The 24,541-nt window shown below is 32.6% G+C and carries 18 protein-coding genes; 8 read left to right on the plus strand and 10 right to left on the minus strand.

Annotation, left to right across the window (positions count from 1 at the left end; genetic code table 11):
- Nucleotides 1–239: 239 nt before the first annotated feature.
- The gene (locus APS56_RS08705) at nucleotides 240–1,580 is read right to left on the minus strand and encodes a phage integrase SAM-like domain-containing protein (RefSeq protein WP_054727238.1); all 1,341 of its coding nucleotides are present in this window, start codon (nucleotides 1,578–1,580) and stop codon (nucleotides 240–242) included.
- A gap of 384 nt (nucleotides 1,581–1,964) precedes the next feature.
- On the opposite strand from APS56_RS08705, the gene APS56_RS08710 reads away from it, so the two are divergent.
- Nucleotides 1,965–4,364 (plus strand): TonB-dependent receptor, encoded by a 2,400-nt coding sequence (locus tag APS56_RS08710; RefSeq protein WP_236778402.1) that lies wholly within the window; start codon nucleotides 1,965–1,967, stop codon nucleotides 4,362–4,364.
- A 106-nt stretch (nucleotides 4,365–4,470) separates the two neighbouring features.
- On the opposite strand, the gene APS56_RS08715 is transcribed toward APS56_RS08710, so the two are convergent.
- Nucleotides 4,471–5,304 (minus strand): universal stress protein, encoded by an 834-nt coding sequence (locus tag APS56_RS08715; RefSeq protein ID WP_054727242.1) that lies wholly within the window; start codon nucleotides 5,302–5,304, stop codon nucleotides 4,471–4,473.
- Nucleotides 5,305–5,316: 12 nt separating this feature from the next.
- Nucleotides 5,317–6,681, minus strand: a complete 1,365-nt coding sequence (gene hemN / locus APS56_RS08720) for an oxygen-independent coproporphyrinogen III oxidase (RefSeq protein ID WP_054727243.1) — start codon at nucleotides 6,679–6,681, stop codon at nucleotides 5,317–5,319.
- Between the two features lie 162 nt (nucleotides 6,682–6,843).
- Between hemN and APS56_RS08725 the strand changes: the two genes are divergently transcribed.
- The 3 genes from APS56_RS08725 (at nucleotide 6,844) to APS56_RS08735 (ending at nucleotide 8,756) form a co-directional block, all read left to right on the plus strand.
- Nucleotides 6,844–7,413, plus strand: a complete 570-nt coding sequence (locus APS56_RS08725) for a superoxide dismutase family protein (RefSeq protein ID WP_054727245.1) — start codon at nucleotides 6,844–6,846, stop codon at nucleotides 7,411–7,413.
- 154 nt (nucleotides 7,414–7,567) lie between these two features.
- The gene (locus APS56_RS08730) at nucleotides 7,568–8,197 is read left to right on the plus strand and encodes a YceI family protein (protein ID WP_054727247.1); all 630 of its coding nucleotides are present in this window, start codon (nucleotides 7,568–7,570) and stop codon (nucleotides 8,195–8,197) included.
- Between the two features lie 184 nt (nucleotides 8,198–8,381).
- The gene (locus APS56_RS08735; protein WP_054727249.1) at nucleotides 8,382–8,756 is read left to right on the plus strand and encodes a DUF1801 domain-containing protein; all 375 of its coding nucleotides are present in this window, start codon (nucleotides 8,382–8,384) and stop codon (nucleotides 8,754–8,756) included.
- A gap of 63 nt (nucleotides 8,757–8,819) precedes the next feature.
- Here the strand turns inward: APS56_RS08735 and azu are convergent, their stop codons facing one another.
- The 7 genes from azu to ilvD all read right to left on the minus strand — a co-directional run bounded on the left by azu (nucleotide 8,820) and on the right by ilvD (nucleotide 17,992).
- Nucleotides 8,820–9,341: an azurin gene (gene azu, locus APS56_RS08740; protein WP_054727251.1), complete on the minus strand. Its 522-nt coding sequence runs from the start codon at nucleotides 9,339–9,341 to the stop codon at nucleotides 8,820–8,822.
- Between the two features lie 55 nt (nucleotides 9,342–9,396).
- Nucleotides 9,397–10,989, minus strand: coding sequence for an NADP-dependent glyceraldehyde-3-phosphate dehydrogenase (locus tag APS56_RS08745; RefSeq protein WP_054727253.1), 1,593 nt, complete (start codon nucleotides 10,987–10,989; stop codon nucleotides 9,397–9,399).
- Nucleotides 10,990–11,138: 149 nt separating this feature from the next.
- The gene (gene ilvA / locus APS56_RS08750) at nucleotides 11,139–12,404 is read right to left on the minus strand and encodes a threonine ammonia-lyase IlvA (RefSeq protein WP_054727255.1); all 1,266 of its coding nucleotides are present in this window, start codon (nucleotides 12,402–12,404) and stop codon (nucleotides 11,139–11,141) included.
- Nucleotides 12,405–12,480: 76 nt separating this feature from the next.
- Complete coding sequence (gene ilvC, locus APS56_RS08755; RefSeq protein WP_054727257.1) at nucleotides 12,481–13,956, minus strand: ketol-acid reductoisomerase; 1,476 nt, start codon at nucleotides 13,954–13,956, stop codon at nucleotides 12,481–12,483.
- Nucleotides 13,957–13,976: 20 nt separating this feature from the next.
- The gene (gene ilvN, locus APS56_RS08760; protein WP_054727260.1) at nucleotides 13,977–14,510 is read right to left on the minus strand and encodes an acetolactate synthase small subunit; all 534 of its coding nucleotides are present in this window, start codon (nucleotides 14,508–14,510) and stop codon (nucleotides 13,977–13,979) included.
- 12 nt (nucleotides 14,511–14,522) lie between these two features.
- On the minus strand, nucleotides 14,523–16,256 hold the full coding sequence (gene ilvB / locus APS56_RS08765; protein WP_054731291.1) for a biosynthetic-type acetolactate synthase large subunit: 1,734 nt from the start codon (nucleotides 16,254–16,256) through the stop codon (nucleotides 14,523–14,525).
- Between the two features lie 53 nt (nucleotides 16,257–16,309).
- The gene (gene ilvD / locus APS56_RS08770) at nucleotides 16,310–17,992 is read right to left on the minus strand and encodes a dihydroxy-acid dehydratase (RefSeq protein WP_054727262.1); all 1,683 of its coding nucleotides are present in this window, start codon (nucleotides 17,990–17,992) and stop codon (nucleotides 16,310–16,312) included.
- A gap of 627 nt (nucleotides 17,993–18,619) precedes the next feature.
- Here ilvD and metK point away from each other — a divergent pair.
- The 4 genes from metK to APS56_RS08790 all read left to right on the plus strand — a co-directional run bounded on the left by metK (nucleotide 18,620) and on the right by APS56_RS08790 (nucleotide 24,536).
- Nucleotides 18,620–19,873, plus strand: a complete 1,254-nt coding sequence (metK, locus tag APS56_RS08775; RefSeq protein ID WP_054727264.1) for a methionine adenosyltransferase — start codon at nucleotides 18,620–18,622, stop codon at nucleotides 19,871–19,873.
- A 147-nt stretch (nucleotides 19,874–20,020) separates the two neighbouring features.
- The gene (locus APS56_RS08780; RefSeq protein ID WP_054727266.1) at nucleotides 20,021–21,007 is read left to right on the plus strand and encodes an alpha/beta hydrolase; all 987 of its coding nucleotides are present in this window, start codon (nucleotides 20,021–20,023) and stop codon (nucleotides 21,005–21,007) included.
- A gap of 203 nt (nucleotides 21,008–21,210) precedes the next feature.
- On the plus strand, nucleotides 21,211–23,043 hold the full coding sequence (locus APS56_RS08785; RefSeq protein ID WP_054727268.1) for an ABC transporter ATP-binding protein: 1,833 nt from the start codon (nucleotides 21,211–21,213) through the stop codon (nucleotides 23,041–23,043).
- Between the two features lie 230 nt (nucleotides 23,044–23,273).
- Complete coding sequence (locus APS56_RS08790) at nucleotides 23,274–24,536, plus strand: glycosyltransferase (protein WP_054727270.1); 1,263 nt, start codon at nucleotides 23,274–23,276, stop codon at nucleotides 24,534–24,536.
- Nucleotides 24,537–24,541: the final 5 nt, after the last annotated feature.

Genomic DNA, 24,541 nt, shown 5'->3' on the forward strand with positions numbered 1-24,541 from the left:
GTTTTTCAGATATTTAAAAGAAACAATAAATTAACTAATATGGTTTTTGGATTAACTAATCTAACCTTTTTAACATTTGGGCAATGAATTAGCTAATTCAATAAAAATCATGAAGGTTTTTACGTGTTAAATTTTGTTGATTCTTCTAGTTGACATATTTCCACTAGTAAAAGTCACAAAAAAAAGGACTAATATTTAGTCCTCTTTTGGTTATTATCGCATATGAATTTTGGAAACTTCTAAACAGGAATACATGAATTTTGGAATGCTTCTGTAGAAGTTATTTGAGAAGCTCTTTCCACCTTGGGGTTGCGAATATATTTCATGAATTCCGTAAGCGTAGAATGACCGCTAAGTTCCATAATAGAGTGGACAGGAACTCCTGCCTTAAATTTTAAAGTACAAAATGTTCTCCTTGCTGTGTGCCCCATTATTAACTGATGCTTAATAATATTCTTTTTCTTTCGCTTTCCTCCTCTGGTGATTTCAACTTTAATTTCTTCATCAATTTTAGCTTTTTTACCAACTATTTTAATATAATCATTAAGCTTTTGTTCGGTAATTTTGGGAGGTAACTTGCCTTTATATCTTTGATTCATAATGGCTTCAATAACAGGAGTAATTTTACACCAAACCGTCTTATCTGTTTTCTCTTGCCTAATCTTTATATATCTTTCATTTCCACGAATCTCAATTTCATGTTCCCGTAAATTATGATAATCACTGATACGTTGACCAATTTCGCTGCCTATAATAAAAACATCTCTTGCTAACTCCAAATGAGGTGTTTTACTTAAATCTAGTTCATATATCCTCTTGAGTTCATCAATTTCTAAGTGAATTGCTTTAGTTTCTTCTGTATGAACCTTAAACCTCTTATATTTCAAATTAGCATGATATTCATCCGCTAAAGCTGCTCCCATAAGAACTTTCAGGTTCTTGATTTGTTTCCCAATAGTGTTGAGCGAATAATGCCTTTTCTCCTTTTTACTAAACTGATATGTTTTAGAATTCATATGTTCAATAAAATCAGAATAGAATTCACTGTCTAAGTCAAAATCTAAAATACGTTCAAAATCATTCTCAAAATCCTTTAAATGACCTAAAGTCTGTTCATAAGATTTTACTGTAGCATTTTTATATCCTGTTTTAGGTTTAGGGAGTTCTTTTTCCTTTTGTTTAATATGCTTTTCTATAAATGGTATTAAAGTTTTTATTTCGTCTTCATCCCCTTCAATCACTTCTTCCTTCTCATTTCTAAAATCATCTAAACAAGCTTTCATAATAGGATTGGTAAGTGGAATTTGGTTGGAATCACAGTCTTCAACAAACTCTTTTAGTATACGAGTTAAATCATCAATTCTATCATTTATAATTTTTGCATTAGTAACTGCACGAACATTTTTAACCCTTCCCTTGTCTACAACCCAATAGTTTGGATTGACTGAATAACCTATAGAATACTTAAACCGCTTCTTTCTTCCGTATGAATAATCAAGGAATATTGGTTTCTCTGGTTTGGTGGATGCTTTAAGCCTAAATACTGGTTCAGCTCCTTTTGTTCGTCTGGATTGAATCATAGAAGAAATCTTTCTGCAAAGATAACTAAAAGGGACAACATTAGGGACAACATTTTTAAATTTAGATAAGTTAAATAAATTTATTTAAATTCAAAAACCCTATATTTACAGTACATTACAGATGTTTTAAAATTTATCAAATCTCACTAAATAATTTATTGTAGTACTGGAGGTACCACAAAAAAATCCCGAAACTTTAATGTTTACGGGATTTTTTGTTTTATTGAAACTAACAATGCCTAATATCTTTTTCACAAAACCTGTGTAACAACACAAACTCTACTTATTATATAGCTAATTAATAAATCCTTATTTTTAGCATTTAATTTTTACAAATTAATCCTAAAAGATAAAATTAGTAAAAAAATCCATACAGTTCAATCAATGATGACAAACAAACAACTTAAAAACAGCCTTTCAATTTTAACCTTGCTATTTTCAATGTGTTTTCTGAATGCACAAACCCTTAAAGACATTGAAATCATAGGTGTAGTTTTAGATAAAAACACCAAACAGCCTATAGAATCTGCCACTATTTTAATTGCTGACAATAAAACACTCAACCCTATTCATGGAAGCACAACAAACTCAAACGGGAGCTTTTCATTAACAACAAATGCTACTAATTTTTATATAGAAGTTAGTTTTATAGGTTATAAAAAAAGTATTTTCAACAAGCCTAAAAACACAACTAAACTTATTGATTTAAAAACTATTTATTTGGAGGAAGATCTTGAAAGTTTATCTGAAGTCACTATTATAGCTGAAAAATCGACTACCGAATTCCGATTAGACAAACGTATTTTTAATGTGGGAAGCGATTTGGCTTCTTCAGGATCTAGTGCTTTGGAAGTATTAAATAATGTTCCTTCTGTAAATGTAGATATTGAAGGACAGATAAGTCTAAGAGGAAGCCAAGGAGTTCAAATATTAATTAACGGTAAACCTTCTGTATTAGCTAGTGGCGATGGCAATAACGCTTTAGGCACTATAACAGCAGAAATGATAGAAAAAATAGAAGTAGTAACAAACCCGTCTGCAAAATATGATGCCGAAGGCACCTCAGGCATATTAAATATTATTTTAAAAAAAGATCAAAAAAAAGGCATAAATGGTTCGGTTTCTGTCAATATAGGAGATCCTAGTTCGCAAAGTTTTGGACTCAGCATCAATCGAAGAACAGAAAATCTTAATATTTTCAGTCAGTTAGGTTTAGGGAAAAGAACGTTTCCTAGATATACGGATGGCACAAATTATAATGTAATAAACGATGAGCTTATTACCAACAACAGTTACAATGAAATGCGCGAAAAATTTTATAATTTTCTTTTAGGATCAGACTTTTTTTTAAATGAAAATAACGTAATAACGCTATCTGTAAATTATGCTTATGAGAAGGAAGATACACCAGGAACTAACAACTACAGTCGTTTTGACGAGAACAACAATTTAACTGACCAATGGCAAAGAACAGAGTTTACACTCGCAGATAACCCTAAGTGGGGTTACGAATTACAATACAAGAAGGATTTTGACAATCATGAAGATCATGATTTATTATTTTCTGCTATTGGATCTTCCTTTAGTAAAGATTCTGAATCAGATTTTGAAGATATTGTTTCTCTTGGAAGCTACACTGAAAACGGACAAGAAAAAAATTTAACGGATTATGGTAGGTTGGAATATACTTTTAAATTAGACTACACACGTCCCTTTTCAGAAAAATACACTTTGGAAACGGGAGCCCAATATTATATTCAAGATGTGTTTAACGATTATGAAGTACAAAATTTTGTAACCAATTCATGGGTAAGTGACCCAAACCTTACTAACGTATTTGAATACAATCAAAATGTACTCGGACTTTATGCTACTACAAGCTATGAAGACGAAAAATGGGGCTTAAAACTTGGGGCAAGACTTGAAAACACGGATTTAAAAACGCTATTAGAAACCACTAATGAAAAGCGAAATCAAAATTATTCCAATCTATTTCCTAGCGTTCACACATCGTACAAAATATCCGAAACACTATCCTTGCAAGCTGGATACTCAAAACGTATCAACAGACCCGGTTTGAGAGAATTAAATCCATTTTCTGTAAGACGTGATAATTTCAATATTTCACAAGGAAACCCTGATTTAGACCCCGAGTTTACAGATTCCTATGAAATAACCAGTATTATGAAAATTGGAGATGTATCTTTAAATTTAGGAGTTTATCATCGTTACACTACCGATGTGATTGAAGAAACCATTACTTATATGGATGACATTAGCACAAGAATGCCTTTAAATATTGGAACGAACAACGTATCTGGCATTGAATTTAACGGAAAATATTCGCCCGCAAATTGGGCTACATTTAGCGCGGATGCTAATTTTAATTTTTTTAAAAGAAAAGGAGAATTTGAAGGGACTTCCTTCAATTTTACTGGTGATTTATGGTCTTCTAAATTAAATTCTCAATTTAAACTTCCAGCTGGTATTGAATTTGAAATTACTGGAAACTACCGCTCACCATATAAAGGCGTTATTGAAAACCGTGGCGAAGAAATTTATGCCGATGCAGGCATTAGAAAAAAAGTATTTAAAGGAAAGGTTATAATAAATCTAAGTGCTCAAGATGTATTTGCTTCAAGAAAATTTATTAGTTCTACCACTCAATCTAATTATATTTTAAATAGAAACAGTACCCGTGGCAGATTTATTACTCTTGGTGTAAGTTATGGCTTTGGAAAAGGTGAGGCTATGGAGTTTTCTGGACAAAGAAGACGATTTTAACGTTAATACCTTTAGCTAAAAAAATTACTATATAATATACTAAACCTCTCAAAAAAATTGAGAGGTTTAGTGGCATTCTAAAAAAGTTAGTCACTCTCTATAAATACTATATCTTAAAAGTTAGAACAGGTAAGGTGGAATGATTGGCTACATCCTCCCCTATACTTCCAACAAAAAAACGAGACAACCCTGTACGACCATGTGTTGGAACCACAATTAAATCAGCTCCTATTTTATTAGAAAAATTAAGAATACCGTCCTCAACAGTATAATCACATACATAATGTACATTTTTCATTCTATCTAATTTTTTATCTGCTTTCATAAAAAAGTTGACTGCTAATTTTTCAATTTCAACAGTACTTTTAAATCTATCAGTAGCTAAATTAACATGAACCAAATACAATTTATCAGCAATGTTTTTAAACATAGCTACTGTATTTAAATAAGGCTTAATAGATTCTTCTGAAAAATCACAAGCAAGCACTACAACTTCAAAATTAATATCAGCCACATTATTTTTAACTACCAATACTGGAATATTAGCTGTACGTACAACACGTTCTGTATTGGATCCTACAAACATATCAGTTACTCCATTGGTACCCTGAGAGCCCATTATAATAATATCAGCCTTATACTTTAAAGCAACGTCGTTTACTTCACTAAACACCTTAAAATGTTTAACAAGTGGAGTTACTTTAACACCTTTTAGATAAGGCTTATCTAAAAAAGTTTCAAACTTCTGCTCTGCTAATTTATAGAAAAACATGGTTTTTTGGTTTTGCTCAATTCCAGATGCTGTCAATAAAATATCAGACATTTCTAGCATATGTAATGCTAAAATTTCTGCATCATTTCTTTTAGCTAAATCAGCTGCTGTTTTTAAAGCATATTCTGAATGCTCTGAAAAATCAATGGGTACAATAATTTTTTTCATCTTTTTATTTTTTTAAATTGTCATTGAAAACAATTGTCTATTGGGTTGTTTTCTCTGCAATAATAAATCAAATGCCATACATACATTCCTAACAAAAGGACGTCCTTTTTCCGAAAGCTCGATGGTATTTGAATTTATTTGCAATAAGGTGTCACTTTCCATTTCTTTTAACTGCAATAAAACATCAGGCAATGATTCAAAATAAAGATCATCTTCACTCCAAGCTGTTTTAAAACGACACATTAAGTTAAGAATATGTCTACGTATTACCAAATCTTCTTCATTTAAAATATGACCTCTATATACTGGTATAATATCACTCTTCAATAAATCATAATAACTCTCAATATCTTTTACATTTTGAGAAAACCCATACCAACTATCACTAATTGAGGATACTCCTAAGCCTATCATTACTTGTGTTTTGGAGGCAGTGTATCCCATAAAATTTCTATGTAAGTTACCACTTTCCATAGACTCAAATAAGGAATCTGTTGTTATTGCAAAATGATCCATCCCAATTTCATGATAACCAACCTCTGCAAGCAACTGTTTACCTATTTCATATTGTGCTCTTTTTAATTTTGGCGATGGTAAATCTGCGTCATTAAACCCGCGTTGACCATTTCCTTTTATCCAAGGCACATGGGCATAACTATAAAATGCTAACCTATCGGGTTGTAATTCTTTGGTTTTAATTATCGTTTCTTTTACATGCTCTAACGTTTGAAATGGTAACCCAAAAATAATATCGTGCCCAACTGAAGTATAGCCAATTTCTCTGGCTAATTCTGTTGCTCTCTTAACATTTTCAAAAGGTTGTATTCTATGAATGGCTTTTTGTACGGTTTCGTTATAATCTTGAACACCATAACTTACGCGCCTAAACCCAACATCATAAAGCACTTGTAAATGCTCCCGGGTTGTGTTATTAGGATGCCCTTCAAAACTAAATTCATGACTTTTAGCACGTGTTGCGTGATTAAAAATACCATCAATCAATTGCTTTAAATTTTCTGGACTAAAAAACGTTGGTGTCCCACCTCCCAAATGCAATTCCTTAATAATAGGTTTTTCATCAAACAAATTTAAATATAAATTCCATTCTTTTAAAACCGCATTTATGTAAGGTGATTCTACATTGTGTTGCTTAGTAATACGTTTATTACAACCACAGAACGTACATAGACTTTCGCAAAAAGGCAGGTGAATGTACAAACTAATACCTTCTTTTGAATTGCTTTCTTGAAAAGATGTTATTAATGATGATTTCCATTTATTTAAAGAAAAACTTTCTAAATTCCAATAGGGCACCGTTGGATAACTCGTATAACGAGGCCCTGCAATATTGTATTTATTAACTATAGATTGTAGCATTCCTAACTTTTATACTTCAAAACTAATTCATATGAGTTCATAATAATATGATATAAGTCATAATCAAATTCATCAATATCTTAAATTCGAAAAAAACAAAAACAAGTTTTCTCCTGCTTAGATTGCTATCTGGGTTCGAGGAAATGCCTAAAAACTTTAATTATGAAAAAAATAAATATCTTATTAATTGTTTTTGCAATTGGTATTATTTCATGTAAAAACAAAACGAAAGAAACCAAAACCATGGAATACAAAACAACCGAAACAACTGTTATGGCACCAAAAAAAGTAGAAATTGTTTTAAATGCAAAAAGTGAAAGCAATGCTAATGGTCTTGTAGTTTTTACTGAAGAAGATGGCAAAGTGAGTATGACTGCTAATATTAGTGGCTTAGATGCTGGAGTACATGCCATTCACCTACATGAAAAGGCTGATTGTTCGTCCGACAACGGAACATCTGCTGGTGGCCATTGGAACCCTACAGCGCAACCTCATGGTAAATGGGGCGATGCAGCTGGATACCACAAGGGTGATATTGGTAATTTTACTGCCGATGAAAACGGTAATGGCACCGTCACTTTTTCAACAGACGAATGGTGCATAGGTTGTAACGACACAAGCAAAAACATTTTAAACAAAAGTGTTATTGTGCATGCTGAAGCCGACGATTTCACCTCGCAACCATCAGGTGATGCTGGCTCTAGAGTAAGCTGTGCTGGAATTATTCAGTAATATACCGTAGCACTTCAAATATTTGTTAAACACAAATCAATAACCTTACAAACAAAACATTAAAAGCAAACACATGACGCTTTAAAGGTATCGCAGAAATTTAATTTGCTATTGTTTCATTATTGTTTTAATTTCGAACAAATAAAAACATCTAATGAAAAAAATCAGCCTTGTATTAATTGCACTTGCAATAGGAATTGTTTCTTGTAAAAACGAAAAAAAAGAGACTAAATCTGAAACACAAATTGAATCAGCAATAACAGAAAAATTTGTTGTTAAACCTGAAGCCACGTCTGTAGAATGGACTGCTTATAAAACTACTGAAAAACTACCTGTTGGAGGAGAATTTAAAATTTTAAAATTTGAAAACAAGGAAGGAGCAACTCCACAAGAAGCTTTAAACAACTTAAATTTTTCTATTCCTATCAGTAGCCTATTCACTAATGACGCTACTAATACTCGCGATGCAAAAATAATGGAATCTTTTTTTGGCGCCATGTTAGATACCGAATTTTTAAAAGGCACCATTAACTTGAAGGATAGTGCATATAGTGCTACAATAACCATGAATGGAGTAACTAAGGATTTACCATTAAAAGTATCTATAACTGAAGAAAGAAGAGTTAGTATGACTGGGACTATGCTCCTTAAAGATTGGGATGCCTTAGAGGCATTAGAATCACTTAATAAGGCTTGTTTTGATTTACACAAAGGTCCTGATGGTGTTAGCAAAACTTGGGATGAAGTTGCTATTAACGTAAACACTTATCTTCGTGAAAATTAATTAATGTGTGTTATTAATTTTTTCAATTATAATTCATTATTTTTTTTAATAATCTAAAGAGTTAATAACGCTAAAAAATTGAACAATATACACGAAAAATTTTGAGACTTTACATAAAACATTTAGTGAAATCTGGTGGTAACTAAAGCTTACAGATAAGTTATATGAACATTGCTTTATTATCATGAGTTTTCAAAACAATTTTTACACAAACCAACAAGAACCTAACAAAAGTTGTTTGTTAGCTATGCGAGACATAGTACTAAATTACGATCAAAACATTACAGAAACCAAAAAATACGGCATGCCTTGTTTTTGTTATAAAAACAAAATGTTTTGCTATTTATGGGTGGATAAAAAAAATAACGCCCCTTATTTTCTTATGGTAGAGGGCAATCGTTTAAAACATCCTAAATTAGAAACAGGCCATAGATCTCGGATGAAAATTTTAAGAGTTGACCCAGAAAAAGACCTACCAATTACAAGCATTGATTTGATTATGAATCAAGCTTTAGATTTATATAAATTAGGTATCATTAAAACAAGAAGCACCATTTAACAGTTAAATGGTGCTTCTTTATTATTATATTATTGTCGTTAAAACGTTTTGATACAAAGACTTTTATTCAACAATAAATTTCCCTTTCATCATAGCATAATGCCCTGGAAAACTACATAAGAAATCATACGTACCAATTGCTGGTGCGTCAAATTCTATAACAGTCGTTTCACCACCACCTATCAATTTAGTATGTACTAAAACGTCATCTGAATCTTCTGGAATATACTCTGTAGCAGAAGCAGTGGCTGCTTTAGCAGCAAATGCTACCAAATCAGCATCTTGGTTAAGTATAACTAAGTTATGCCCCATAACTTGCTTGTTTAGTTTTCCAGTATGTCTCAACGTTATTTTTACTTTTTGCCCCGCTTTTACCTTAATTTCGCTTTTATCAAACTTCATTAAATCATCACCAACAATAACTACATTAGCTTCATTGGAAGCCTCAGCTGTCTTTTCTACTGGAGCAGTAGATTCTTTTTTCTCATAAGAAAATCCCTCTTTCTTTTTCTCTTCTTTCCCACCACAGTTCATTAAAATTAATGCAGAAAAGATACACACTATTGAATACTTAAATACCTTCATTTTTTTTTAAATTTTATACTCGTAAAAGTAATAAATTATCTCTAAAAAGTCCTCTTTACAGAATGTAATCTGTGCTAATAAAATTAGATGTTTTTTCTTCTAATAATTCTTTTAAAATAGCATTATTGTATGCATTGTCTTTTGAAGCCACAAACGTTCTAATAGAAAAAGAACGCAATGCATCATGAACACTTAGTGTACTAAATGCAGAGTCTTTTCTTCCTGTAAAAGGATATACATCAGGCCCTCTTTGACAAGAACTATTTAAATTAACACGACAAACCAAATTAACAAGCGTATCGATTAAGGGAGATAATGTATGAATGTTTTTACCAAACAAACTTACCTGCTGTCCGTAATTAGACTCTGCCATATCATTCAACGGCTCTTCAATATCAGAAAAAGAAACCACAGGAACAACAGGTCCAAATTGCTCTTCTTCAAATACACGCATATTTTTACTAACAGGGTATAAAACAGCAGGGAAAATAAAATTATCTGTCATTTCTCCCCCTTTTTTATTTAATATTTTTGCTCCCTTACTTAAGGCATCATCAATTAACCCTTTAATATATTCTGGCTTTTCAACTTCTGGAAGTGGTGTTAATTTTGCCCCTGACTCCCACGGATTAGCAAATTTAAGCTGATCAACTTTATAAGAAAATCGTCTATTAAATTCTTCCACAATTGACTCATGTACATACAATACTTTAAGTGCAGTACATCGTTGCCCATTGAATGATAAGGTTCCTGCTATACATTCATCTACCGCCAAGTCTAAATCTGCATCTGGTAGTACAATAGCAGGGTTTTTCGCTTCCAAACCTAACACCAAACGCAATCTGTTTCCTTTTGGATGCTGTGCCTGTAATGCATTTGCTGATTTACTATTTCCTATTAAGGCCAATACATTAATTTTACCTGATTTCATTATAGGCGAAGCTAATACACGCCCTCTACCATAAATAATATTTACTACCCCTTTTGGAAAACTACTTTGAAAAGCTTCCAATAAAGGGGAGATTAATAAAACACCCAATTTTGCAGGTTTAAAAATAACGGTATTACCCATTATCAATGCAGGTATGAGTAAGGTGAAAGTTTCATTAAGCGGATAATTGTATGGTCCTAAGCACAATACCGAACCAAGTGGTCCTCTGCGAATATGAGCATATACCCCAGAATTTTTTTCAAACTTAGCTGAATCACGATCTAATTGTTTGTAATCTTCAATGGTATCATAAATATAATCAACAGTTCTATCAAACTCTTTTTCAGAGTCTGGTAGATTTTTACCTATTTCCCACATCAATAATTTAACAACTTCTTCACGCTTGGTTTTCATTTGTTTAACAAATTTCTCCATGCAAGCAATTCTATCAATCACTTTCATAGTTGGCCATAAACCCTGACCTTTATCATATGCATCTAATGAAGAATTTAAAGCATCTAAAGCTTCATTTTCGCCTAATTGAGGAATGGTACCTAATAAAGTAGGCTTATATTTTTCCGTTGAAGAAATGGTTGAGTAAACTTCTGCGGTTTCTCCTTCCCAATGTTTAAGTTCTCCATCCACCAAGTAAGTATTTTGATGTAAGAGTGTTTTTATTTTATATGGTTCAGGAATTTCTATAAAGGGAGCTTTCATAATTTTATTTTTAATATGTTTTGATATAAATCATATCAAAGGAATGAAAAATAACTTAGACTTAGAACTGAAAACACTTATAAATTAAATGATTCAAGCGAAAACGTTTTCGAAACCTCTATACAAATAAAATACTAAAAAACAGAATCTTAAACCAAAAACTGAAATAACTCTGGCTTATTATTTAAATAATCACCATAAAATTTGTCTCGTTTCATTCTGGCTATTAAAGGCTCCAAATCCTTTGGATGTTTTAACTCAACACCTACCACGGCCGTACCATTTTCTCGATTGGTATTTTTAGTATACCTAAAATGGGTTATATCATCATTAGGACCTAAAATATCTACCACAAACTGTTTTAAAGCCCCAGAGCGTTGTGGAAATATTACTATAAAATAATGCTTCAAATTGGCATAAAGCAGAGCGCGTTCTTTAATTTCAGCAGCTCTTGTAAAATCATTATTACTACCACTAATTACACATACTACATTTGCTCCTTTGATGTCTTCGGCATAAAAATCTAATGCTGCAATGCTTAATGCCCCTGCAGGTTCAACCACAATAGCATCTTTATTATAAAGCTCCAAAATGGTTTGACATACTTTACCTTCAGGAACTGTAACCATATCATGCAGCAATGCCTTGCAAATTGGAAAGGTTAAATCACCAACCCGTTTAACTGCTGCTCCATCAACAAACTTTTCTATATCATTTAATTCAGTATTCTTATTGTTTTTTATAGAAAGTAACATGGAGGGTGCTCCTTCAGGCTCCACACCAATAATTTTTGTATTTGGAGATAAGGCTTTAAAAACAGTAGATAAACCTGCTGCCAACCCTCCACCTCCAACTGGAATAAATACATAATCAATAGGTGTTGTTGCTTGTTCTAAAATTTCTAAACCAATGGTTGCTTGTCCTTCAATTACTTTTTCATCATTAAAAGGATGAATAAATATTTTATGCAAAGCCTCACATTCTTGGAGTGCTTCATAATAAGCATCATCAAAAGTATCACCAATTAACTTTACTTCAATAAAATCTTCGCCAAACATTTTTACCTGCTCCACCTTTTGTTTTGGAGTAGGTGCTGGCATATAAATAGTTCCTTTTATTTTTAATAACTTGCAAGATAAGGCAACGCCTTGTGCGTGGTTTCCGGCACTGGCACAAACCACTCCCTTTTTTGCTTGTACATCTTTAAGAGAGCTGATTTTATTATAGGCACCTCTTATTTTATAAGAACGTACTTGTTGCAGGTCTTCGCGCTTAAAAAAAATATTCGCTTTAAAAAAATTAGAATATCTCAAGCTTGGGCTTAAAGGAGTAACTGCCGATACTTTTTTAATGGTATCAGCAGCTACTTTTATATTATCAATACTAGGAAAATAAGTATTTTTCTCCTTGTTCATTATTGATTATTTATTAGATTCTTGGCATCGACTATACTCAGCCAAAAAAGTGACTAAACACAACCTATTTAAAAACTTATACTATTGGTTTCATAGCCGTCATTGAAGCTCTTAAAAACCTTCCTACTTTTTCTACAGGGTGATTTCTTAAAGCAGCATTTACTTCAATTAATTTAGCATTATCTACCCCTTTACCGTTATCTTTAGCATAGGTTTTTCCGATAACATCCGCATCTATTTTCTTCATAAAATCTGCTAATAAAGGTTTACAAGCATGATCAAATAAATAACATCCGTATTCGGCTGTATCAGAAATCACAGAGTTCATTTCGTATAACTTACGTCTTGCAATTGTATTTGCAATAAGTGGCGTTTCGTGTAATGATTCGTAATAAGCAGAAGCATCAATAATTCCAGAATCTGTCATAGCTTCAAAAGCCAATTCCACACCTGCTCTTACCATAGCTACCATTAATACGCCATTATCATAATACTCTTGCTCTGTAATTTCAACATTTCCAGCAGGTGTTTTTTCAAATGCAGTTTCTGCTGTTGCAGCTCTCCATCCTAATAAATCTTTATCATCATTAGCCCAATCTGCCATCATGCCTGCAGAAAAACGACCTTCAATAATATCATCCATATGTTTTTGGAATAATGGGCGCATAATATCTTTTAATTCTTCTGAAAGTTCAAAAGCCTTAATTTTTGCTGGGTTTGACAAACGATCCATCATGTTGGTAATTCCTCCATATTTAAGACCTTCTGTTATCGTTTCCCATCCATATTGAATTAATTTTGAAGCATAGCCTGCATCAATACCTTTTTCAATCATTTTATCAAAACAAAGGATAGACCCTGTTTGTAACAAACCACAAAGAATGGTTTGCTCACCCATTAAATCAGATTTTACCTCAGCAATAAAAGATGATGCCAAAACACCTGCTCTATCTCCTCCAGTAGCTGCAGCATACGCTTTAGCTTGCGCCCAACCTTTTCCTTCTGGATCATTTTCTTCGTGAACCGCAATTAATGTTGGAACACCAAATCCTCTTTTGTATTCTTCTCTAACTTCTGTTCCTGGACATTTAGGCGCTACCATGATTACGGTTAAATCTTCACGCACTTGAGTACCTTCTTCAACTATATTAAAACCATGAGAATATGATAAAGTCGCTCCTTTTTTCATTAATGGCATAACTGCTTTCACTACACTGGTGTGTTGTTTATCTGGTGTTAAATTTAACACCAAATCTGCTGTTGGAATTAACTCTTCATAAGTCCCTACTGTAAACCCATTTTCTGTAGCATTAACAAACGATGCACGTTTTTCTTTAATAGCTGCATCACGCAAAGCATAAGAAATATCCAGACCTGAATCTCTCATATTCAACCCTTGATTTAAGCCTTGAGCACCACACCCTACGATGACAATTTTTTTACCTTTTAAAGCATTTACGCCATCTGTAAATTCTGAAGCGTCCATAAATCTACACTTCGATAGTTGATTTAATTTATCTCTTAACGAAAGTGTGTTAAAATAATTTCCCATTTTATATTTGATTGTTATTATTATTGATTATTGAATGCTGTAAGCAATTCAGTTATTTTCATTTGATCTTTGGTTACTGCTATTCTTCCTGAGCGTACAAATTGCATAATACCAAAGGCATTTAAATCTCTACGTAAAGATTCAATTTCGTTTCTTCTACCTGATTTTTCAAGCACAAAAAACTCCCTATTTACTGTTACAATTCTTGCATAACTTTCTTTAATGATATTCTGAATTTGAGGTTCATTAAATAACAAATCAGATTTAATTTTAAACATACAAGATTCTGTAAAAATAGTTTGGTCTTCTGTATGATAATATGCTCTAATTGTTTCAACTTGTTTTTCAATTTGTTTAACAATTTTAGAAGCTTTCTCTTCTGTGATGTTGACAACAATTACAAAACGATTTACACCATCAATTTCTGATTGAGACGTTGTTAAGCTTTCTATATTTATGTGTCTACGTTGAAAAATAGCTGAAATACGGTTCAATAAACCGATATTGTTTTCGGTATAAATTGATATTGTGAATGATTTTATTTCTTCGTTCATGTTTTAATAATCTTAACTTAATCTTACGTCTGAAACCGATGCTCCTGAAGGAATCATTGGAAATACATTATCTTCTTTTTCTACACAAACTTCTAAGAAATACGACTCTTTTGAAGCTATCATTTCTTTTATTGCTTCTGCCAATTCTTCGCGCTTAGTTACTTTCCTCGCTTTAATATAGTAACCTTCTGCAATGGCTATAAAATTAGGATTTGTCATTTCGGTAGATGCATAACGCCTATCAAAAAATAATTGCTGCCACTGACGCACCATTCCTAAAAACTCATTGTTTAGTACCACAACTTTGACAGCTGTTTTTTGCTGAAAAATGGTTCCTAGTTCTTGAATATTCATTTGAAAACCACCATCTCCAATAATAGCTACAACCTCACGATTTGGTGCAGCCATTTTTGCTCCAATAGCAGCTGGAAGTGCAAATCCCATGGTTCCTAAACCTCCAGAAGTTATATTACTTTTAGTAGTAGTAAATTCAGCATATCTACAAGCAATCATTTGGTGTTGCCCAACGTCCGAAACAATAGCCGCATGACCTTTACTTTCAATATTTATTTGCTTTAAAACCTCTCCCATAGTCAATCCTTCTTTTGTAGGATTGATATCATTATTGATTACCTTTTCAAATTCAATAGCATATAAATCTTTGAATTCTTGTAACCACAATTCGTGTGAGTTTGTATTTATAGCATCAAGAAGCATAGCTAAACTTTCTTTTGAATTTCCCAATACAGCTACATCCGTTTGAACATTTTTATTAATTTCTGCTGGGTCAATATCAAAATGAATAATTTTTGCCTGCTTTGCATAGCGGCTTAAATCTCCCGTAACGCGGTCATCAAAACGCATTCCAATTGCAATAAGCACATCGCACTCATTGGTTAATTTATTTGGCGCATAATTACCATGCATTCCAACCATACCTATATTTAACGGATGCGATGTTGGCAAAGCTGAGGCTCCTAAAATAGTCCATGCAGCTGGAATACCAGCTTTTTCAATCACCGCTTTAAGCTCCTCTTCAGCTTGCCCTAAAATAACACCTTGACCCCAAACAATCATAGGTTTTTTAGCATTATTAATCAACGCTGCAGCGGCTTTGATATGTTCTGGATTTGTTTTAGGTACAGGCATATAACTTCTTACACCTTTACATTTTTCATACTTAAAGTCTAATTCAGAAACTTGAGCATCTTTTGTTATATCTACTAACACAGGCCCTGGTCTTCCACTTTTAGCAATATAAAATGCTTTTGCGATAGCAGCTGGAATATCTTCAGACTTAGTCACTTGACAATTCCATTTAGTAACTGGTGTAGAAATACCAACAATATCGGTTTCTTGAAATGCATCACTTCCCAATAAATGAGAAAACACTTGACCGGTTATGCAAACCAAAGGTGTAGAATCAATTTGTGCATCTGCTATACCTGTTATTAAATTGGTTGCTCCAGGTCCTGAAGTAGCCATAGCAACACCAACCTTACCAGATATACGTGCGTAACCTTGTGCTGCATGTGCGGCACCTTGTTCGTGACGTGTTAATACATGATGAATTTTATCTTGAAATTTGAACAATTCATCGTAAACAGGCATAATAGCGCCTCCTGGATATCCGTAAAGAATATCAACACCTTCAGCTATCAAACTTCTTACAACAGCTTCGCTACCCGATATACGTTCTGTTTTTACTGCCACTTCTTGTTTTTTATTAATTGTTTGTGTTTTCATAGGTCTCACTTTATTGAGATTCCCTTTTTTTGAGGGAATGAAAATTTTATCTTTTATGCATCCGTTACACAGCCTTTTGAAGCCGATGCTACAGACTTTGCATATTTATACAATATTCCTTTTTTGTGTTTTAAGGCTGGTTGTATCCATTTTGATTTTCTTTCTGCCAATTCCTCATCAGAAAGTAGTACATTAATGGTATTATCTTCAGCACTAATTCTAATTCTATCACCAGTTTTAATCAATCCTATAGCTCCACCTTCTTGTGCTTCTGGCGTAATGTGTCCTACCACAAAACCATGTGTTCCCCCAGAAAAACGTCCATCTGTAATTAAAGCTACTGATTTCCCTAAACCAGCCCCCATTATTAGTGAAGTTGGTTTTAACATTTCTGGCATACCTGGACCTCCTTTAGGCCCAACGTAACGAATAACAACTACATCACCTTTTGCAACTTCTCCATTAGAAATCCCTGTATTTGCAGCTTGTTCACCATCATAAACAACGGCTTTACCCTCAAACAATAACCCTTCATTTCCAGATATTTTTGCAACAGCGCCTTCTTCGGCTAAATTTCCATAAAGAATTTGAAGATTACCTGAAGATTTTAAAGCTTTATCTTTAGGATAAATAACATCTTGGTCATCTTCAAAGGTAAGAGGTTCAACATTTGCTAAGTTTTCAGCTAAAGTTTTACCTGTTACTGTCAAACAATCACCATGCAAATAGCCATGATCTAATAAGTACTTCATGACAGCAGGGGTCCCTCCTATACCATGAACATCTTCCATTAAATATTTTCCAGATGGTTTTAAATCGGCTATCAATGGTGTTCTATCACTAACACGTTGAAAATCTTCTAAAGTAAACTCTATATCTGCCGCGTGTGCAATAGCTAAAAAGTGCAATACTGCATTTGTTGACCCTCCTAAAGCATTTACAAGCGCAATAGCATTTTCAATCGATTTTTTAGAAATAATATCTAAAGGTTTTAAATCTAATTCTAATAAATTTTTAATTGCTAGTGCTGTCCGTTCACTTTCTGATAATTTATTCGGGTTTTCAGCTGGAATAGATGAGTTATATGGCAATGCAAAGCCCATACACTCAATGGCCGATGCCATAGTGTTTGCTGTATACATCCCACCACAAGCTCCTGCTCCAGGAATAGCACTTTTTATAATTTCTCTATACTCTTCATCATCAATTTCTCCAGCTACTTTTTGCCCTAAAGCTTCAAAAGCCGAGACAATATTAAGTTTTCTTCCTTTATATTTTCCTGAAGCAATGGTCCCTCCATACATCATAATTGACGGACGATTTAATCGTAACATAGCAATTACTGCTCCTGGCATATTTTTATCACAACCAACAACAGATATAAGTGCATCATAACTTTGAGCATTCATCACTGTTTCAATAGAATCAGCAATAATATCACGAGATGCTAAAGAATAATTCATGCCTGTGGTCCCCATAGAAATACCATCACTCACACCAATAGTATTGAATCCTAAACCTACTAAACCTGCTATTTTACATTCAATTTTTACTTCAGAGGCCAACCCATTTAAATGCATATTACACGGATTACCATCATAGCCCGTACTTGCAATGCCCACTTGAGCTTTTTGCATATCTTCGTCTGTTAGACCTACTGCATACAACATGGCTTGAGAAGCTGGCTGAGACACATCTTGAGTTAATCTACTACTGTGTTTATTAAGTTTACTCATTTTTTATATAGATAATTTTATACTTTACCTTAATTCCAATTAATCTTCAACAATTTTATGATTATTATTGAAAAATATTCAACATTATCAAATTAGTGTTCGAAATTAATTTATTATGATTTTATAAAGGTTTTTTTTTCTTATTTAAGGTTAAATCCATTGCCTACAAAAACATATTAAACACCTGAAAAACAAATTGTTAAATAGATATTTTTATGATGTTCAAAACATTCAAAATAATCAACAAAAAAACCTTCCGTTTTTGGAAGGCTTGTAATATTTATTAACGTCTATAAATAAGCCTCCCTATCGATGTGAAATATCTACAACGACATGAATAGAAATGCTATTTACTATTTGTTTATTCATTTGATAAAACAAATGTTGAAAATAAAAACATAATAACCAATTTAATTTTAAAAAAAATAAGAATCAATTTGCTATTCACTTATTTTTTTTACTTTTGCTAAACAAATAACAGAGGAAGGATTTGACTGATTGCAACCTCTTTGTACACATTAAATTGTTCCTATTTTAAAAAAACAATTCGGTACAAGCAAAAATGCTAAAGGCAGTGTAAGCTCCCTGAGACGTTATCGTCAAATCTTCTACTATAAACATATTTTAATGGCGTATTTATTTACATCAGAAAGTGTTTCTGAAGGACACCCTGATAAAGTAGCAGACCAAATTAGTGATGCTTTAATTGATAACTTTTTAGCATTTGACAAAGACTCAAAAGTTGCTTGTGAAACCCTTGTTACTACAGGGCAAGTTGTTTTAGCGGGCGAAGTAAAATCTAAAACCTATTTGGATGTTCAAAAAATAGCGAGAGATACTATAAACAAAATTGGTTATACCAAAGGTGAATATATGTTTGATGGTAATTCATGCGGTGTACTTTCTGCAATCCACGAGCAATCTGAAGATATCAACCAAGGTGTAGATCGTGGCAGTAAAGAACAACAAGGGGCAGGAGACCAAGGAATGATGTTTGGTTACGCAACTCGCGAAACAGAAAACTTCATGCCATTAGCATTAGACTTATCACATCGCTTACTGATTGAATTAGCTATTTTAAGACGAGAAAATAAAGACATCACCTATTTACGTCCAGACTCAAAGAGTCAAGTAACGATTGAATATAGCGACGATAATATTCCACAACGCATTGATGCTATTGTGGTGTCTACACAGCATGACGATTTTGATGAAGACGAAGCCATGCTTGCTAAAATCAGAAAAGATATTGTTGATATATTAATACCAAGAGTAGTTGCAAAACTACCAGAAAACTTAAAAGCACTGTTTAATAATGATATTAAATATCATATAAATCCAACAGGGAAGTTTGTTATTGGTGGTCCTCATGGTGATACAGGATTAACAGGACGGAAAATCATTGTTGATACTTACGGTGGGAAAGGCGCCCATGGTGGAGGTGCATTTTCTGGAAAAGATCCAAGTAAAGTAGATAGAAGCGCTGCCTATGCTACCCGTCATATTGCTAAAAACTTAGTGGCCGCCGGAGTGGCAGATGAAATTTTAGTTCAAGTAAGTTATGCCATTGGCGTTGTAGAACCCATGGGTATTTTTATTGACACCTATGGCACATGCCCATTTAACATGACCGATGGTGAAATAGCCACAAAAGTTTCTGAAATTTTTGACATGCGACCATTTGCAATTGAAGAACGACTAAAATTGCGTTCGCCGATGTACAGCGAAACTGCTGCTTACGGACACATGGGACGTACTAATGAAACGGTTACAAAAACCTACTCACAACCAGATGGCAACACCATCACCCTTGATGTAGAATTATTTACTTGGGAAAAATTAGATTATGTTGATAAAATAAAAACTGTTTTTGGATTGTAACATCCTTTAAATATTATGAATAATAAAAAAGACTACACTTATGGGTAGTCTTTTTGTTTTATGATTAATTTCAATAAAAAAAATTAAATTTGCATTAAGGTAAGATGCTTTTTATCAACAAAACCACCTTAATTACTATATAAAAGAATGAATAAAACTTTAAAACGAATTCTTAAATTTTTATTAGTCAATTGCATTCTTTTTATTACAGCCTCTTTCATACTTATTTATTGGCCCATTCCCCAAAAAAAGAATATAAAAAACTACGATTATAGCTCTATTGACACTACTTCTAACAAGTTTTTAGAAAATGCTGAAGAAATGTGGATTAAAACTAGAAACGGACAAGCGTTATTTAGTAGAATCTATCATAGTGAAACCAAAACAGTTTGCATTTTAATCCATGGTTCTGGGACAGAAAGTAGATATTTGGCTGATTTATCAAAATCTTTAGCAGATAAAAATCACGCATTAGTTATAACGCCCGATTTAAGAGCACACGGAAGAAATTTTTCAAATCAAACAGATATTCAATATATTGGTCAATTAGAAGATGATATTGAAGACATAATAATATATGCGAAAAAAAAATTATCAGCAGAAAAAATTATTTTAGCAGGGCACTCTTCTGGCGGTGGTTTAGTGCTTAGATACCTTGGCAATAACAAACTTATACAAAAAATAGACAAAGCCATAATGATAGCCCCTTATTTGGGCCACAACTCACCTACTGTTAAACCAAACAGCGGTGGCTGGGTTACCGTAGCTGTAAAAAGGTGGATAGGCATAAGTATGCTTCATTTTTTTGGCATAAAAATGTTTAACAAAATGCCCGTTTTGTTTTTTAATAGACCGAAAGCATATAATGATCATCTACAAGTTGCATCTTATTCCTATCAAATGGCCATAAATTTTGCTCCTAAAAATTTTGATAATGACATCAGTAATCTAAAAATAAAATCCTTGGTTATAATAGGGGAAAATGATGAAAGTTTCTATCCCCACCGTTTTACGGAGGTATTTAAACCTGTAGAAAACCTTGTTAAAACAACAATCATACCTAATGCAAACCACTTAGATATTACAAAAAATGATCAAACAATTTTAGAAATAACTAATTGGATTCAAGAATAATTAATTAAGTAGATGCATTATTAAGCATTTAAATATTAATATTACACCAGTTTCACTCCTAATAATTCTTTCATTACAACCTTTTTATAAACACCAAAAAATTACTTTTTAAAGCTGATTAATTAACAGAGAAATTACAAAGCTTAAAATCACTACTTTTGTCAATTAAAAAACACTGGACACTTAGCACCTTAAATCATTGAATGAAAAACTTTAAAAGATTTCTTAAATACCTTATTGCCTATAGGAAGTTTCAAATTATGAGCATTCTCTTTAACATTCTATATGCTCTTTTTTCTTCTATATCCATGCTTTCTTTATTACCTATGATAAAGGTATTATTTGAAGAAGGTGAAAAACTAAGAGTAAAACCTGTTTTTAATGGTATGAAGGATTTTGATTTGAATTACCTTGAAAACTACCTTAATTATTTTATTACTACCACTAGAGAAACTAAAGGCCCACTAATTACACTTATAACGGTTGTTGGTTTTGTTTTAACAACCTTTTTACTAAAAAATCTATTCAGTTATTTATCTATTGTTTACATGACTTACTTAAATAACGGGATTTTAAAAGATTTAAGACAAGATGTTTACAATAAAGTAATAAGCTTAAATGTTGCTTTTTTTTCCAATGAACGCAAAGGAGATCTCATTGCTAGGATGACCTCTGATATTAACACTATAAAAACATCTTTTATGAGTGTTTTAATGATGGTAAGAGAACCACTAACCATCATATTCACGCTTGCTGCCATGATTGCAATTAGCTGGAAACTTACCATTTTCGTGTTTTTTTTCATTCCTATATCTGGATACTTTATTTCAAGAATAGGAAAAACTATTAGAAGTCAATCAGGCGATATTTTTGCATTAGAAGGCCAATTATTATCTAGTATAGAAGAAACCTTAGGAGGCATAAAAATTATTAAAAACTTTACATCAGAAGGCTATTTTTCAAAAAAATTCAATGATTTTGCTGAAAACATAAACACACTTAATAATGCCATTGGGAAAAAAATGAGCCTATCAGCTCCTGCCAGTGAGTTTTTAGGTATTTTAGTTATTTCTGTATTATTAGTTTATGGCGGTACTTTAGTTCTTGTAGACCAATCTTTAAGTGGCGGCGCTTTTATTGCTTACATGGGGCTTGCTTACCAAATTTTAACACCTGCAAAAGCCATAACGAGAGCTAACCACGCACTACAAGGAGGTAATGCAGCATACGAAAGGGTAGCCTTTATTTTAGATGCAGAAAACCCTTTGCAAGATGACCCTAATGCTAAAGTTATAACCGAATTTAATAAAGAAATAAAATTTAATAATATCTCCTTCAAATATAAAGATGAATATGTTTTAAAAGATTTCAATCTTACTGTACCCAAAGGAAAAATGGTTGCGTTGGTTGGAGAGTCTGGAAGTGGAAAATCTACGCTTGCCAACTTGGTCACCCGCTTTTACGATGTTAACGAAGGGAACATTACTTTTGATGGGGTTGATATTAAAAATGTGACCACAAAATCTTTAAGAAAACAAATGGGTATAGTAGCGCAAGATTCTATATTATTTAATGACACCATAGCCAATAATATTTCCTTAGGAATTGAACAGAAAGACAAAAATCAAATTATAGCCTCTGCTAAAGTTGCCAATGCTCACAATTTCATTATGGAGTTCCCCAATCAATATGAAAACAATGTGGGAGACGGTGGTAGCTTACTATCAGGTGGGCAACGCCAGCGTATTGCCATTGCCCGTGCCGTTATGAAAAACCCACCTATTATGATTCTTGATGAAGCAACCTCTGCGTTGGACACCGAATCTGAAAAATTGGTGCAAGATGCCTTGGAAAACATGATGGAAAACCGCACCTCTATTGTTATAGCTCACAGACTTTCAACAGTCCAAAAAGCAGACCTCATCGTTGTTATGAAAAAAGGCCGCATTGTTGAGCAAGGTACCCACGAAGCACTTTTAAAAAAGAAAGGCACTTATAGCAATTTAGTAGCATTGCAATCTTTAGAGGTTAATTAAAATAGTTCTTATAATTAAGAATAGTTTTTTGCAAAGAAGTAGAAGCAACGCAACCATTTTAATAAACTTGTATCTTAATTAAAAACCAAAACTTATTTCTAACATGCTCTATTAAACCATAACAGAAGAAACTATAAACTACTGACAGTTTTAATAAAACATTAAAGCATGACCATTGAAATCTGACATCATTCTAATCGTTATAAACACATCAACTTTAATCTTTTTTAATGAAAACTAATAATTTAGGAATAAATATTGTTGGATACACCAAAGGCATCTTTGGTTTAGGAGAAGCTGTAAGATTAAATATAGAGGCTGCTGAAATTGCAAATATCTCTTTAAATTTAATAGATTTTGAAAAGTTAAAGAAAAACACTCATTACAAATATAACTTTGATTACAAGATCAATTTAATTCAAATTTCACTAAATGATTTGGACAGATTTTTTAGTGTGATTGACCCTCTTTTTTTTCAAGATAAATACACCATTCTTTTCTTGGTTTGGGAGTCTGAATACATCCCTACAAAATTAAAAAATACGATTAACCTTTTTAATGAAATATGGACACCTTCACTATACTGTAAAAACATATTTAAAAAAGTTTATGATGGTCCAATTATCACTGTACCTCACCCCGTTGAAGCTTCACTTAAACCGTTGAACACTCGTAAATCTATGGTTTTTAACAAAGACAAATTTAGTTATTTATTTGTTTTTAGCTACCACAGTTCCATTGAAAGAAAAAATCCTTTCCATTTAATAGAAGCCTTTAAAAAAGCCTTTAAAAACAATGACAATGTAGAACTAATCATTAAAACCTCAGGCTCAAATCGCCATAAAAAACTTGAAAAAAAATTATTAAAAAGTATTTCAAACCAAAAAAACATACAGATTATAGATATCGATCTCGATAAAAACGAAATACTTCATTTAATTAATAACTGCGACAGCTATATTTCCATGCACCATTCCGAGGGCTTTGGATTAACATTAGCTGAAGCTATGTACTTTGGCAAACCCACAATTGCCACAAATTATTCTGGGAACACAGAATTCATGAACCACAACAACAGCTTTTTAGTTGACTATGAACTTGGACTAATTGAAAATCCAGATTCCAATTTTCCTTCTGAAACTCTATGGGCAAACCCTAAGTTAGACCATACTATAGAACAGCTAAAAGCGGTTTACCAAAATGCAGATTTAAGAAAAAAGAAAGCTGAAAATGCAACGTTTTTTATTAAAGAAAAATTATCTTTTAATGCCATCGGTTCCATTATGAGAAACCGATTAAACCATTTACACATCAATTTTAAGGACTTAAATAGCAATAAAAATCAAAATGCTTATTTATTGAATCAACTGCAACTTGCGAAGGCTGAAATTACGATTCTTGAAAAAGAACTTCGCAGTATGAAAAAAAATATAATAATTCGTTTTATTATGAAGATAAAAAAAGGGGTTAGAAAACTTAAAGGGAAGGTATAATCTAA

It is taken from the genome of Pseudalgibacter alginicilyticus (assembly GCF_001310225.1).
Lineage (GTDB): Bacteria > Bacteroidota > Bacteroidia > Flavobacteriales > Flavobacteriaceae > Pseudalgibacter > Pseudalgibacter alginicilyticus.

Excerpts from the sequence above, each read along its gene's own strand:
- APS56_RS08705 (WP_054727238.1), bottom strand. The coding sequence starts at position 1,580 with ATGATTCAATCCAGACGAACAAAAGGAGCTGAACCAGTATTTAGGCTT.
- APS56_RS08710 (WP_236778402.1), top strand. The coding sequence starts at position 1,965 with ATGATGACAAACAAACAACTTAAAAACAGCCTTTCAATTTTAACCTTG.
- APS56_RS08715 (WP_054727242.1), bottom strand. The coding sequence starts at position 5,304 with ATGAAAAAAATTATTGTACCCATTGATTTTTCAGAGCATTCAGAATAT.
- hemN (WP_054727243.1), bottom strand. The coding sequence starts at position 6,681 with ATGCTACAATCTATAGTTAATAAATACAATATTGCAGGGCCTCGTTAT.
- APS56_RS08725 (WP_054727245.1), top strand. The coding sequence starts at position 6,844 with ATGAAAAAAATAAATATCTTATTAATTGTTTTTGCAATTGGTATTATT.
- APS56_RS08730 (WP_054727247.1), top strand. The coding sequence starts at position 7,568 with ATGAAAAAAATCAGCCTTGTATTAATTGCACTTGCAATAGGAATTGTT.
- APS56_RS08735 (WP_054727249.1), top strand. The coding sequence starts at position 8,382 with ATGAGTTTTCAAAACAATTTTTACACAAACCAACAAGAACCTAACAAA.
- azu (WP_054727251.1), bottom strand. The coding sequence starts at position 9,341 with ATGAAGGTATTTAAGTATTCAATAGTGTGTATCTTTTCTGCATTAATT.
- APS56_RS08745 (WP_054727253.1), bottom strand. The coding sequence starts at position 10,989 with ATGAAAGCTCCCTTTATAGAAATTCCTGAACCATATAAAATAAAAACA.
- ilvA (WP_054727255.1), bottom strand. The coding sequence starts at position 12,404 with ATGAACAAGGAGAAAAATACTTATTTTCCTAGTATTGATAATATAAAA.
- ilvC (WP_054727257.1), bottom strand. The coding sequence starts at position 13,956 with ATGGGAAATTATTTTAACACACTTTCGTTAAGAGATAAATTAAATCAA.
- ilvN (WP_054727260.1), bottom strand. The coding sequence starts at position 14,510 with ATGAACGAAGAAATAAAATCATTCACAATATCAATTTATACCGAAAAC.
- ilvB (WP_054731291.1), bottom strand. The coding sequence starts at position 16,256 with ATGAAAACACAAACAATTAATAAAAAACAAGAAGTGGCAGTAAAAACA.
- ilvD (WP_054727262.1), bottom strand. The coding sequence starts at position 17,992 with ATGAGTAAACTTAATAAACACAGTAGTAGATTAACTCAAGATGTGTCT.
- metK (WP_054727264.1), top strand. The coding sequence starts at position 18,620 with ATGGCGTATTTATTTACATCAGAAAGTGTTTCTGAAGGACACCCTGAT.
- APS56_RS08780 (WP_054727266.1), top strand. The coding sequence starts at position 20,021 with ATGAATAAAACTTTAAAACGAATTCTTAAATTTTTATTAGTCAATTGC.
- APS56_RS08785 (WP_054727268.1), top strand. The coding sequence starts at position 21,211 with ATGAAAAACTTTAAAAGATTTCTTAAATACCTTATTGCCTATAGGAAG.
- APS56_RS08790 (WP_054727270.1), top strand. The coding sequence starts at position 23,274 with ATGAAAACTAATAATTTAGGAATAAATATTGTTGGATACACCAAAGGC.